Origin of the sequence: Nocardiopsis akebiae, assembly GCF_018316795.1 — a bacterium.
GTDB classification, from domain to species: domain Bacteria; phylum Actinomycetota; class Actinomycetes; order Streptosporangiales; family Streptosporangiaceae; genus Nocardiopsis; species Nocardiopsis dassonvillei.
Window position 1 is genome coordinate 4,739,300 of the sequence record NZ_CP074132.1, and the last position, 12,335, is coordinate 4,751,634.

Annotated in this window: 10 protein-coding genes and 1 pseudogene; 7 read left to right on the top strand and 4 right to left on the bottom strand. The window is 73.4% G+C overall.

The annotated features are described in order from the left end of the window. Nucleotides 1–6 precede the first annotated feature (6 nt). The 4 genes and pseudogenes from KGD83_RS20325 to KGD83_RS20340 all read left to right on the top strand — a co-directional run. Nucleotides 7–708, top strand: a complete 702-nt coding sequence (locus KGD83_RS20325) for an ABC transporter permease (protein WP_212640691.1) — start codon at nt 7–9, stop codon at nt 706–708. Between the two features lie 2 nt (nt 709–710). Beyond that, nucleotides 711–2,054 carry a sensor histidine kinase gene (locus KGD83_RS20330; RefSeq protein ID WP_212640692.1) on the top strand — a complete coding sequence of 448 codons (1,344 nt, stop codon included), beginning with the start codon at nt 711–713 and terminating at the stop codon, nt 2,052–2,054. After that, complete coding sequence (locus KGD83_RS20335) at nt 2,047–2,688, top strand: response regulator (RefSeq protein ID WP_212640693.1); 642 nt, start codon at nt 2,047–2,049, stop codon at nt 2,686–2,688. The genes KGD83_RS20330 and KGD83_RS20335 overlap by 8 nt, the downstream gene beginning before the upstream one ends. Before the next feature lie 209 nt (nt 2,689–2,897). Beyond that, nucleotides 2,898–3,731: pseudogene (locus tag KGD83_RS20340) on the top strand (NAD(P)/FAD-dependent oxidoreductase); the annotation flags it as partial. A gap of 231 nt (nt 3,732–3,962) precedes the next feature. Here the strand turns inward: KGD83_RS20340 and KGD83_RS20345 are convergent. Further along, complete coding sequence (locus KGD83_RS20345; protein ID WP_212644519.1) at nt 3,963–4,388, bottom strand: ArsR/SmtB family transcription factor; 426 nt, start codon at nt 4,386–4,388, stop codon at nt 3,963–3,965. A gap of 188 nt (nt 4,389–4,576) precedes the next feature. Here KGD83_RS20345 and KGD83_RS20350 point away from each other — a divergent pair, with 188 nt between their 5' ends. Then, on the top strand, nt 4,577–5,698 hold the full coding sequence (locus KGD83_RS20350) for an NADH:flavin oxidoreductase/NADH oxidase (RefSeq protein ID WP_212640694.1): 1,122 nt from the start codon (nt 4,577–4,579) through the stop codon (nt 5,696–5,698). A gap of 208 nt (nt 5,699–5,906) precedes the next feature. On the opposite strand, the gene KGD83_RS20355 is transcribed toward KGD83_RS20350, so the two are convergent. Together KGD83_RS20355 and KGD83_RS20360 are read right to left on the bottom strand one after the other, a co-directional pair. After that, nucleotides 5,907–7,610, bottom strand: coding sequence for a RelA/SpoT family protein (locus tag KGD83_RS20355; RefSeq protein WP_212640695.1), 1,704 nt, complete (start codon nt 7,608–7,610; stop codon nt 5,907–5,909). Between the two features lie 129 nt (nt 7,611–7,739). Continuing rightward, the gene (locus KGD83_RS20360) at nt 7,740–8,507 is read right to left on the bottom strand and encodes an enoyl-CoA hydratase/isomerase family protein (RefSeq protein ID WP_212640696.1); all 768 of its coding nucleotides are present in this window, start codon (nt 8,505–8,507) and stop codon (nt 7,740–7,742) included. Between the two features lie 299 nt (nt 8,508–8,806). Here KGD83_RS20360 and gcvH point away from each other — a divergent pair, with 299 nt between their 5' ends. Further along, complete coding sequence (gene gcvH / locus KGD83_RS20365; protein WP_212640697.1) at nt 8,807–9,202, top strand: glycine cleavage system protein GcvH; 396 nt, start codon at nt 8,807–8,809, stop codon at nt 9,200–9,202. Between the two features lie 85 nt (nt 9,203–9,287). Here gcvH and KGD83_RS20370 read toward each other — a convergent pair whose 3' ends face one another. After that, on the bottom strand, nt 9,288–11,255 hold the full coding sequence (locus tag KGD83_RS20370) for a M3 family metallopeptidase (protein ID WP_212640698.1): 1,968 nt from the start codon (nt 11,253–11,255) through the stop codon (nt 9,288–9,290). A gap of 479 nt (nt 11,256–11,734) precedes the next feature. Here KGD83_RS20370 and KGD83_RS20375 point away from each other — a divergent pair, with 479 nt between their 5' ends. After that, nucleotides 11,735–12,283, top strand: coding sequence for a hypothetical protein (locus tag KGD83_RS20375; RefSeq protein WP_212640699.1), 549 nt, complete (start codon nt 11,735–11,737; stop codon nt 12,281–12,283). Nucleotides 12,284–12,335: the final 52 nt, after the last annotated feature.

Sequence of the window (12,335 nt, forward strand, 5' to 3'; positions counted from 1 at the left end):
CAGCCCATGAACACCCTCGTCAAACTCACCACCGTCGAGACCAAACTGCTCACACGCGAGCCCGGAGCCGTCTTCACCCTGCTCATCCCCCTGTTCATCCTCGTGGTCTTCGGCAGTTCGATCTCCGAGGGCGACACCGTCCTGGTGCCGACAGCGCTGACGATCGCGATCGGGCTGGTGGGCCTGTACATGCTGCCCACCTCCCTGGCCACCTACCGGGAGCGGGGCATCCTGCGCAGGCTCTCCACCACGCCCGTGCGGCCGGAGAACATGCTCGCCGTGCAGCTCCTCCTCCAGTTCGCGCTCATCGTGGCCACGGCCGGACTGCTGATCGGCGTGGGGGTGGGAGTCCTCGGCGCCCGCATGCCACGGGTGACGCCGTTCCTGACGGTCTTCCTGCTGGGCACGGCCGCCATGTTCGCCGTCGGCATGCTCATCGCCTCGCTCGCCCCGAACGGGCGCTCGGCCAACGGTGTGGGCGTGCTGCTGTACTTCCCGCTGGCCTATCTGGGCGGGCTCATGCAACCCGCGGACCAGCTACCCGCTATCGTGGCCCGGATCGGTGAGTACACCCCCTTTGGCGCTGTGAGGCAGAGCTTCCACGACATCTGGAGCGGGGCGGCCCTCCAGCCCCCGCTGCTGGCCGCGATGGCCGCGTACGCAGTGGTCCTCAGCCTCGTCGCGACCAGGTTCTTCCGCTGGGAGTGACCATGCAGACGCCCCCTGAGCGCCCTCTGGGCCTGCGCGAGGAGCGGGTGCGCCGCCTCACAGCGGCCGTGCCCTACCTCCTGCTGTTCGTCTCCACGGTCCTGGCGCTGCTCACCGGGGGCGGGGACCGGGGCGAACGCCTGGAGACCCTGGCCCTGGCCGTGTTCACAGCGGCCCTGGTGTGGACCGCGACGGGCCTGTTCCCCGAGTGGGCCTCGCGCCCGGTCGCCATGGCCGCCTACCTCACCTGTCTGGTGGTGCTCATCGCGGTGCTGAGCGCGCACAGCACCTGGTTCGCGGGCTTCTTCGCCTTCACCGGCTACGTTCACTCCTGGCACCTGCTGCGCGGTGCGTGGCGCTACGTCGGGGTGACCGCCACCGCTACCGTCTCCATCACGGCCTACATGGGCGGACCGCCCGAACCGACCCTGGACTCGGTGCTGCTCTACCTCGTGTTCACCGCCACCATCGTCGTCGTGGTCAGCGTGTTCAGCCACTTCGGCGAGATCACGGTGGAGCGCAGCACCGAGCGCGAGCGGATGGTGGAGCGGCTGCGGGGGACCATCCGGGAGAACGAGGGCCTGCACGCCCAGCTGCTCGTCCAGGCGCGCGAGGCCGGGGTGCACGACGAACGCCAGCGTATGGCCCGGGAGATCCACGACACCCTCGCCCAGGGGCTGGCGGGCGTCATCGCCCAGCTCCAGGCCGCGGAGCGGTCCCGGGAAGCCGACAAGGATCCCTCGGTGTGGCGCGCGCGGGTCTCCAACGCCACGCGGCTGGCCCGGGAGAGCCTGGCCGAGGCGCGGCGGTCCGTGCACGCGCTGGGACCGGCCCCCTTGGAGGAGGCGACGCTGTCCGGCGCGCTGGCCGAGGTCACCTCGGAGTGGTCGGCGCTGCACGGGGTGCACGCCGAGTTCACGGTCACCGGCACGGCCAGGCCGCTGCACACGGAGGCCGCGGCGGCTCTGCTGAGGGCCGGACAGGAGGCGTTGGCCAACGTCGCCAAGCACGCCGGGGCGAGGCGGGTGGGGGTGACCCTGTCCTACATGGAGGACAGGGTCACCCTGGACGTGCGCGACGACGGGAAGGGTTTCGATCCCGTGGTCCTCGGCCGAAAAGGTTCGGGCGGCGCCGACGGCGCTGGGGGCCCAGGTGGCACCGGCGGAGCCGGTGGTGCTGCCGCAGGGGCCGTCCCGCTCGTAGCGGACGGAGGCTTCGGGCTGACATCGATGCGGCAGCGCCTGGCCCGCGTGGCGGGCATCCTGGAGATCGAGACCGAACCGGGCGCCGGGACGGCGGTCAGCGCGTCCGTCCCCGCCCTCGCACGAGAGGTTTCCCGTGAGTGATCGCCTCATCCGGCTGCTGATCGCCGACGACCACCCCGTGGTCCGCGACGGCATCCGCGGTCTGTTCAACGGCGAGCCGGGGTTCGAGGTGGTCGGCGAGGCGTGCGAGGGCGCGAGGGCCGTCGAGCTGGCCCGGATGCTGGAGCCCGACGTCGTCCTCATGGATCTGCGCATGCCGGGAACGGGCGGCGTGGCCGCGATCAGGAAGCTGGTCGATGAGGGAGTGCCCTCCCGTGTCCTGGTGCTGACCACCTACGCCGCCGACAGCGACGTGGGCCCGGCCGTCGAAGCCGGAGCGACCGGTTACCTGCTCAAGGACGCGCTGCCCGAGGAACTCATACGCGCCGTGCGGATGGCCGCGCGCGGGGAGTCCGCGCTCTCCCCGGCCGTGGCCGCCCGGCTGCTGGGACGGGTCCGGACTCCCCCGACGCCCCTGAGCGGCCGGGAACTGGAGGTCCTGCGCCTCATCGCCAGGGGCTCCACGAACCGCGAGACCGCGGCGCGCCTGTTCATCAGCGAGGCCACGGTCAAGACCCACGTGCTGCACGTGTACGGCAAGCTCGGCGTCAACGACCGGGCGGCGGCAGTGGCGGAGGGTTTCCGGCGCGGGCTGCTCACTCCGGAGGAGGACTGAGCCCGTGGACCGGCATACGAGCCGCGCCACGACGCCATCGGACTCCCGGACACCGCACCAGAGCCGGTCGCCTTGGCATCCGGCCCTTGGCCGACCGGCGGGAAGGACGGGCCGGTGCCCGAGCGGCGCGCGGCGTCCGCGCCCGCACGGATTTTGCCGGAACGGCAAAGGACTTTGGCAACGCGGCGCCGCGGCCGCATCGTGGCGGTATGAACGAGAACGAGTTGGCACGGGCATCCGGTGGGGCGTGGGACGTCGTGGTGGTCGGGGGCGGCGCGGCGGGCCTGTCGGCCGCGCTGACACTGGCCCGGGTCCGCCGTTCGGTGCTGGTCGTCGACGCCGGGGAACCGCGCAACGCGCCCGCCGCCGGGGCGCACGGCCTGCTGTCCCGGGACGGGATCCCGCCGCTGGAACTGCTCCGGCTGGGGCGGGAGGAGGTCGCCTCCTACGGCGGGCGGATCGTGTCCGGCCGCGTCTCTGGCGTGCGCCGGGAGGCCGGGAACCTGGTGGTGGGCACCGAGGACGGGGGCCGCGCGGTGGCCCGGCGGCTGCTGCTGACCACGGGGCTGGCGGACGAGCTGCCCGACGTCCCCGGCCTCGCGCGGTTGTGGGGACGGGACGTGGTGCACTGCGTGTACTGCCACGGCTGGGAGGCGCGGGACACGGCCGTCGGGGTGCTGGGGACCGGGCCGGGGTCGTTCCACCAGGCGCTGATGTTCCGCCAGCTGTCGTCCGAGGTGACGCTGTTCCTGCACACCGGCGTCGACCCGGACGACGAGCAGTGGGAGCAGCTCGCCGCGCTGGGCGTCGGGGTGGTCGAGGGCGAGGTGCGCGGCCTTGAGGTAGACGACCGGGACCGGCTGGCGGGGGTGCGCCTGGCCTCCGGCAGGGAGTTCGCGGTGCAGACGCTGGCGGTGGCGCCGCGGTTCGCGGCCCGCGCGGACTTCCTGGCCGACCTGGGGCTGGCGTTGACGGAGCACCCGACCGGGATGGGCTCGCAGCTGGCCGTGGAGGCGGGCGGGTTCACCGGTGTGGAGGGGGTGTGGGCCGCGGGCGACGTCGCCGACGTGATGGCGAACGTCCCGGTCGCGGCGGCGTCGGGGACCCGGGCGGGGGCCGCGCTCAACGCGGACCTGGTCGCCGCCGACGCGAGGACGGCCGCGGCGGCGCGGGCCGCCCTCGGCTCCCCGCGGGCGCGGGGCGCGTCGCGGGCTGAGCCCTCCTCGCGCGGTCCGCCGGCCGGGGCCGCTCTTGGCGGATCCTCCGGCCCGGCCTCAGGACGCCGGAGCGGAGGGGCTCCTCTCGGCGGCGGCCCCGTCGGGGCCTGCCTCGTCGGGCCCGCTCGCGGCGGCGTCGCCCTCGGCGATGCGGGCGGCCCGCAGGACCGCCTCCAGGAGCCCGGGCATGCGCGCGCCGAGGTCCTCCCTGCGCAGGCAGCTCATGCGCGAGGTGCCCTCGTAGTACTGGCGGATGACGCCGGCCTCGCGCAGCACGCGGAAGTGGTGGGTGGAGGTGGACTTGCTCACCGGCAGTTCGAAGGCGATGCAGGCCATGTCGTCGTGGCCCCGGGCCAGTTCGCGCACGATGCGCAGGCGCACGGGGTCGGCCAGGGCGTGCATGACCGTCTCCACCCGGATCTCCCCGGCGGACGGGTGCTCCAGTCGGCGACCGCCTCCTGTCCTTCGTTCCCTGCCGGGCATGCCATGACCTCCGCTGCCGTGCGCCGTGCGACTTCCACCACAAAGTACGAGGAGGGTCGTAGTTTGACAATCCTCGTAGTACGTTGCTTACCGTAGTACGACACCCATCGTATTAGAGTCCGGACACCGTGCGCCGGACCCGCTCCCCGATGGAAGCCGACCACCCGCCGCAGACGGAAGGACACCCCTTGAGCACGCTGTTCACCCCCTTGAAGCTGAGGTCGCTGGAGATCCCCAACCGCGTGTGGATGTCCCCGATGTGCATGTACTCGGCCGCATCCGAAGGGCCCGACACCGGCGCCCCGACCGACTTCCACCTCGCGCACCTGGCCGACCGGGCCGCGGGCGGGACCGGACTGGTCATGGTCGAGGCCACGGGCGTGCGGCCCGACGGGCGGATCAGCCCCTGGGACCTCGGCCTGTGGAACAGCCGCCAGCAGGAGGCCTTCGCGCGCGTGACCGCCGCGATCGGCGCCCACGGCGCGGTCCCTGCCATCCAGCTCGCGCACGCCGGGCGCAAGGCCTCGACGGACAAGCCCTGGCTGGGCGGACGGTCCGTCCCCGAGTCCGAGGGCGGCTGGCCGACGGTGGGCCCCGGCACCGAGGCCTTCCCCGGCTACGCCGCGCCGGCCGAGCTGACCGCCGACGGGATCCGGCAGCTGGTCCGCGACTTCGCGGCCTCGGCCGAGCGGGCGCTGGCCGCCGGGTTCCAGGTGGTCGAGGTGCACGGTGCGCACGGTTACCTGCTGCACTCCTTCCTGTCGCCCGCGACCAACCACCGCACCGACGAGTACGGCGGCAGCGCCGGGAACCGGATGCGCTTCGCGCTGGAGGTGGTCGAGGCCGTGCGCGAGGTGTGGCCCGAGCACCTGCCGGTGTTCTTCCGCACCTCGGCCACCGACTGGCTGTCGGAGGACGAGACCGACGAGCGCGAGGGCTGGACGGGCGAGGACACCGTCCTGCTCGCCAAGGAGCTCCAGGCCCGGGGCGTTGACCTGCTCGACGTGTCCACCGGCGGCCTGGTAGCCGACGCCCGCATCCCCGTGGGCCCGAACTACCAGGTGCCCTTCGCCGAGCGGGTGCGCGGCGCCACCGGCCTGCCCACCGGCGCGGTCGGGGCGATCACCGAACCCGCCCAGGCCGAGGAGATCGTCGCCTCGGGCCGCGCCGACGCGGTGTTCCTGGCACGGCAGCTGCTGCGCGAGCCCTACTGGGCCCACCGCGCCGCGGAGGAGCTGGGCGCGGAGTCGCACTGGCCCGAGCAGTACGGCTACGCGGTCGGCCACCCGCGCGCCGCCGGCGGAGCCTGAACCGGGGCGGAGCAGAGCCCCGCGGGCCCGGAGACCGCACGGCTCCGGGTCCGCCCCCGGGGCCCGGCGGAAGCGCCGAAGGTGCCGGGCGGGTTCGCCGGGGCCGGGGCCGGGAGCGTTCTTCCCCTGCGCTCCCGGGCGCGGGGAACGCCGTCGTGGGCGGGGCCTGTCACGGGCGCCGCCCGCGGCGGCCCGCCCCGGGCCGCCGTCAGGCCGACGCCGGAAGGAGGGCGGCCACGTCCTCGGAGCCGACCTGCTCGTAGCCCAGGGCCACGTAGAGCTCCTCCAGGGACGGGTACCCCGAACGGCGCGCCACCCCGGTCATCGCCCCCGACGACTCGGCCTCGATGAGCCGGTCCGCCCCGACCAGGGCGATCATCCGCTCCCGGCCGGTGTGCTCCGCCTCCTCGTGGGCGCGCGTGCGGTGCCAGGCTGCGATCGCGACCCGCGCCCTGCCGGTCCTGACCGACTCCAGCCACCCCCGGTCGGGTGCGGGCACGGACTTGGTGATGATGTGCACGGTGTCCCCCTCGCGGACCCGGGTCGCGGGGCTGACCAGGCGGCCGTCGATGGCCGCCGCCGAGTAGCGGTCGCCGGTGTCGGCGCCGAGCGCGTAGGCCACGTCGACCGGCGTGGCCCCTTCGGGGAGGGTGAGGACCTGGCCCTGCCCGGTGAGCACGGTGATGCTGTCGGCCAGGTCCGTGCGCACGCCCTCCAGGAGCTCCTCGGCCGAGGCCTGCTCCTGCCAGCCCAGCAGCCTGGTCAGCCACTCCGGGTCGGTGGTGCGCTCGGTGGTCAGGCGGCCGTCCCTGCCGGTGGCCTGGCGGATGTCGGCGATGATGCCGTACTCGGAGACCTGCTGGGCGTGGGAGTCGCAGATGATGATCTGCACGCGGCGGCCGGACTCGGTGAGGACGGTGGTGTGCAGCGCCCGGTACAGGTTGTACCGGGGGGTGGCGATGAAGTCGCGGAACTTGGCCGGATAGGGCTTCCATCTGCCGTGGACCGCGCCCAGGGCCAGGTAGGCGTTGCGCTCGTCGCCCTTGACCACGACCACGTACCGGACGGTGTCCAGCGGGTCGGGGTCCCCGGTCAGACCGGTTCCGGAGGTGAACACCGAGTACGGGTGGCGCGGTCGCACCTCCACCCGCGCCTTGACCCGGAAGGAGGCCAGGCCGTCGCGCAGGGAGACGCGCAGCGCGTCGACCTCGTGGGCGGAGTTCTCGCGGACCCGGGCCACCCGGGTGCTGACCCGCTCGAAGTCCTCACCCTCCAGGTACTCGAAGCACAGGTCCTCCAGGTCGCGCTTGAGCCGGTACACGCCCAGCCGCTCGGCGAGGGGGATGAGGAGCTCCCGGGTGCCCTGGGCGATCTTGACGCGCTTGTGCGGGGGCTGGAACTGGAGGGTGCGCAGGTTGTGGAGCCGGTCGGCGAGCTTGATCAGCAGCACGCGCAGGTCGTCGCGGGCGGCCACCACCATCTTGCGGAAGGTCTCCCCCGCCGCCGCGCTGCCGTACATGGACCGGTCCACCTTGGTGACGCCGTCCACCATGACGCCGACCTCGGTGCCGAACTCCGCCGCGAGGTGGGCCAGACTGAACGGGGTGTCCTCCACCGTGTCGTGCAGGAGGGCGGCGACCAGTGTCGCGGTGTCCAGGCCCATCTCGGCGAGGATGGTGGCCACGGCGACCGGGTGGATGATGAACGGCTCACCGCTCTTGCGCCTCTGCTCCTTGTGCAGGTGCTCGGCCACGGCGTAGGCCCGGCTCAGCAGCGCCACGTCGGCCCTGGGGTACCAGCGCTGGTGCTCCCTGACCAGGGCCCGGACCCGGTCGGCGGGGGTGGAGGCGGCCTTGGCCGCGTTGAGCCCCTGCCACCACTGGGTGGACGCCGTCACATCGGGTGCGCCCATCGCGACTCCCTGTCCGCAAGCTGATCCGAGTCAGCCCAGTGTAGTGACCGGAAGCCGCCGCGAGGCCGGGAATCCGGAGCACGGGGCCGGGACCGCCGCCGCTCTCCGGCGGGACAGGGGCCGCCGCGGCTACTCGCCGGTGAAGGCGGGCCTGACCCGGGCGAGGGAGGCGCTGACCCCGGCCCCGTGGTCCTTGGTGCCCAGCTGCTTGTTCTGCTCCACGACCTCCCGGTCCAGGGCGGCGGGCAGCGCGGCGAGCAGGTCGGCGCGGAGCGTGGCCTTCATCGAGCGCACGGTCAGCGGGGCGGAGGCGGCGATGCGGTGGGCGTGGTCCACGGCCGCCGACCGCAGGGCGGCCTCGTCCACCAGCAGGTCGGCCAGGCCGGTGGCGTGGGCCTCGGTGCCGGTCACCCGGCGGGCGGTGTAGAACATGTCGGCGGCCTTCTGGCGGCCGACGATCGCGGGCAGGGACACGCTCAGCCCGAAGCCCTGGTGCAGGCCCAGGAGTCCGAAGTTGGCGTGGAAGCGGGTGGAGGGCGCGGCCACCCGGAAGTCCGCCGCGCAGGCCAGGCCCAGGCCGCCGCCCACGGCCGCGCCCTGGACGGCGGCCACCACGGGCACCGGCAGGGCGAACAGGCGCAGCGCCTCACCGTAGATGGCGCTGAGGGTCCGGACCGGGGCGTCGCCGACCCCGCCCGCCGCGAAGTCCACCCCGGCGCAGAAGTTCTTGCCCTCCGAGCACAGCACGAGGGCGCGGCGGTCACCGGTGGCGACCAGTTCCTCGGCGGTGTCCGCCAGCTCCTCGAGGAGGGCGTGGTCGAAGTGGTTGTTGGGCGGCCGGTGGATCTCCAGGACGGCGACATGGCCGTCGAGGCGGACGGACAGTTCCTCGCTCAACTGACGCCTTCCCGTGCGTTCGGTGTGAACGGCAACTATGTTACCGCCGAGTAGGCCGACCGCGGGCGGCCGCCCCTCCCGAACGCGCACGGCCGAGGCCAGCGGAACCGGACGAACCGGGCACTGGGATTCACCCGCGCCGCGCGCGCGGCGTGCGGCGGAAGCCGTCGGGCCGGCTCCCCCGCCCCGGTTGCGCCAAAGGCGCCCCCGCGCGCCCGCCGGTCCAGCACACTGGGCTTGCCGGTCGCCCACCAGCGGCGATCGCGCTTCGGACACGCGAAGACACGAAGGGTTCTGCCATGGCCAGCATTCCGGGCGACCTGCTCTACACCACGTCCCACGAATGGGTCCGCCGGGAGTCCGGCGACACGGTCGCCGTCGGACTGACCGACTTCGCCCAACGGCAGCTTGGCGACGTGGTCTTCCTGGAGCTGCCCGATGTCGGGGACCGCTTCGACGCCGAGGAGGCGGTGGGCACGGTGGAGTCGGTCAAGGCCGTGTCGGAGTTCTACGCGCCGTTCGGATGCGAGGTGGTCGAGGTCAACGACGAACTCGCTGAGGAGCCCGAGCAGGTCAACGACGAACCCTACGACTGCTGGCTCTACCGGGCCCGGCCCGCGGACCCGGGGGCCGTGGACGGGCTGCTCGACGCCGAGGCCTACGCGGAACTGCTCAGGGAGGAGGCCGAGGGGTAGGGCTCGCAGACGGGCGCGCCCCCTCCCGGGCGGGCGGCCCCGGCGGGGCCGGGCACACCGCCTCCCGGTGTGCCCGGCTATCGGGTCAGACCAGCCCGCGGCGGACCAGCAGTGGCTCCATCCGGGGCTCGCGGCCCAGGAAGCCGCGCACCGCCTCCATGGGGTCCACACCGCCGCCCACCGCCAGCACCCTCTCCCGGAAGCGGTCGCCGCCCTCCCGGGTGAGGCCGCCGTTCTCGGTGAACCACTCCACGCTCTCGGCGTCCAGGACCTCGCTCCACACGTAGGAGTAGTAGCCCGCGCTGTAGCCGTTGGCGAACACGTGCATGAAGTACGCCGACCGGTAGCGCGGGCGGACCAAGGGGTGCAGGACCCCCGCGGCCTCCAGGGCGCGCTCCTCGAAGGAGGCCGGGTCCTCCACGGCCTCGCCCGGGGCCAGGCGGTGCCAGGACCAGTCCAGGAGCGCGGCGGCCAGGTACTCGAAGGTCGCGAAGCCCTGGTTGAACTGGCGGGCGGCCGTCAGGCGCTCCACGAGTTCGGCCGGCACCGGCTCACCGGTCTCGTGGTGGCGGGCGTAGTGGGCCAGGACCTCCGGCCAGGTCGCCCACATCTCGTTGACCTGGGAGGGGAACTCCACGAAGTCGCGCGGCACGCTCGTTCCCTGCACGCGCGGGAACCGCACGGCCGACAGCAGCCCGTGCAGGGCGTGGCCGAACTCGTGGAAGGCCGTCTCGACCTCGTCGAAGGTGAGCAGGGTGGGGCCCGAGGCGGGTTTGGTGATGTTGAGGTTGTTCACCACCACCGGCCGCTCGTCCAGCAGGAAGGACTGGTCGACCAGGTTGTGCATCCACGCGCCGCCGCGCTTGGTCGGTCTGGCGTAGGGGTCCAGCAGGAACAGCCCCAGGGGCGAGCCGTCCCGGTCGAACACCTCCCACACCCGCACGTCCTCGTGGTAGCCGCGCAGGTCGGGCCGCTCCGTGAAGGTGACGCCGTACAGCAGCGTCGCGGCGTGGAAGACGCCGTCCCGGACCACCCTGCCGAGTTCGAAGTAGGGGCGCAGGACGCTGTCGTCGAAGTCGTAGCGCTCCCTGCGCACCCGCTCGGCGTAGAAGGGCCAGTCCCAGGGCTCGATGTCGTGCCCGGCGTGCTCGGCCAGGGCCCTGGCCTCCTTCTCGACGTTGCGCCGGGCGGGTCCGACGAGCTGGCCGAGCCGCTCCTCGACCGCGTCGACGGTCTTGGCGGTCTGGTCCGCGACCGTGTAGGCCGCGTGGTCGGGGTAGCCGAGCAGCGCGGCCCGCTCGGCGCGCAGGACGGCCATGCGCGCGGCGATGTCGAGGTTCTCGGGGGCGCGCTCGGCGCTCAGGGTGTAGAGCCGCTCGCGGGTGGCGCGGTCGGTGAGCTGGGCCAGCGCGGGCTGCACGGTGGTGTTGAGCAGGGGCAGGACGTACTCCCCGTCCCGCTCGATCGCGCTGATGTGGGCCTCGTCCAGGCCGTCGAGGTCGGAGACGTCGCCGGTGACGAGGGAGGCCTCGCGGGTGGCACGGACCACGTTGCGGGAGAACTCGGTGCTCAATCCGGCGAGTTCGGCGTTGAGCTCGCGCAGCCGGGCCTGCTGGTCGTCGTCCAGGTCGGCGCCCGCCTTGACGAAGTCGAGGCGGTACCGCTCCAGCAGCCAGGCCTCCTGCGGGTCGGAGGCGGTGACCTGCCGCACGCGCTCCCACAGCTCACGGTTGAGCGAGACGGCGTCCCGGTGCTGGGCGGCCCTCGGGGCGATCTCCCGCTCGATCTCCTCGATGCCGTCGGTGGCGTCGGAACCGGCCAGGGTGTGCAGGACCGTCTCCACCCTGGCCAGGAGCGCGCCGGAGCGCTCCAGTGCCGCAATGGTGTTGTCGAAGGTCGGGGGCCGCGGGTCGCGGACGATCGCGTCCACCTCGGCGAGGTGCTCGGCCACGCCCTTGTCGAACGCGGGCAGGAAGTGCTCCTCGCGGATGGCCGCGAAGTCGGGGAGCCGGTAGGGAAGCTCGCTCGGGGACAGGAACGGGTTGTCGGTCAAGGATCGTGCTCCTCGTTCGTCGGTACCGGCCCCGCTCCCCCGCGGTGGTGTGCGGCGGAGCTGTGGACGACGCGCCGGGTTCCGCGGCGTCGGGGTCCTCGGCCGGGCGGGCTCCGGTGCTCTCGGGGCGCTCGTGCTGTTCTACCTTGCTCCCCGGCCCGTGTCACCCGCACGCCCGGGATGCGGTGCCGGCCCCGAGTTCCGCCGCCGCTTCGGCGGCGGCCGGACCGTTCCCGGCCCCCGCACCACCGGACCGGCGGACGCGGGCCGGTGGTGCGGGCCTGGGTCCGCGGGCCGGTCGTCCGGTCCGGGGCCTCCCCGACACCGGTACGGGGACGTCCGCGCCCGCGTCACCGTTCGGAGGCGGTTCACAGGCCGTCGTCGGCCCTCGCCCAGGCGGCGGAACCCGCTCCCGCCCCCTTGAAAACAAATATCCAAAGTGTTCTTATGATTTCAAGCACCCGCCGAACGGAACCCCCATGGACCTGCTCACCGATTTCCTCACCTGGGCGTGGCCGCGCCACCTCAACCCGCTGAGCTGGTACGTCCGACCGCTGTTCTTCCTGCCCATCGCCTACTTCTGCTGGACGCGCAGGCCCGTGCCGCTGGCCCTGACCATCGCGGCCATGCTCTCCAGCTTCTTCTGGTTCCCCGCTCCCGAGGAGATCGACCCGGCCATGGCCGGGGTCCTGGAGATGGAGCGGGAACTGTTCACGGACCCCACCTGGATCACCTGGGCCACCCTGCCGCTGGTGCCCGCGCTGCTCGGCTCGCTGTGCGCGGCGTTCTGGTACCGCTCCCTGGGCTGGGGCCTGGTCGTCGTCAACGGAGGCCTGGCCGTCAAGATCGCCTGGACCGTCGCCAACTCCGGCTCGGACGGGCTGGCCACCGTGTCGCCCCTGGGCCTGGCCATGGCGGTGGTCACCGCGGTCGTGGTCGCGGTGGCACGCTGGCGTTCGCTCCCCCTGTCCCCGACCGGCCGCCGGCACGGGAAACGGGACGGACACGCACCGGTCGCCGCGCCCTGACCGGAACCACTGACCGACGGCACCGCAGGCGGACACCGCCGACCGAGGGAGG

Coding starts and splice junctions, on each gene's coding strand:
- KGD83_RS20355 (WP_212640695.1), bottom strand. CDS start 7,610: ATGGGCGCACCCGATGTGACGGCGTCCACCCAGTGGTGGCAGGGGCTC.
- KGD83_RS20325 (WP_212640691.1), top strand. CDS start 7: ATGAACACCCTCGTCAAACTCACCACCGTCGAGACCAAACTGCTCACA.
- gcvH (WP_212640697.1), top strand. CDS start 8,807: ATGGCCAGCATTCCGGGCGACCTGCTCTACACCACGTCCCACGAATGG.
- KGD83_RS20375 (WP_212640699.1), top strand. CDS start 11,735: ATGGACCTGCTCACCGATTTCCTCACCTGGGCGTGGCCGCGCCACCTC.
- KGD83_RS20345 (WP_212644519.1), bottom strand. CDS start 4,388: ATGCCCGGCAGGGAACGAAGGACAGGAGGCGGTCGCCGACTGGAGCAC.
- KGD83_RS20330 (WP_212640692.1), top strand. CDS start 711: ATGCAGACGCCCCCTGAGCGCCCTCTGGGCCTGCGCGAGGAGCGGGTG.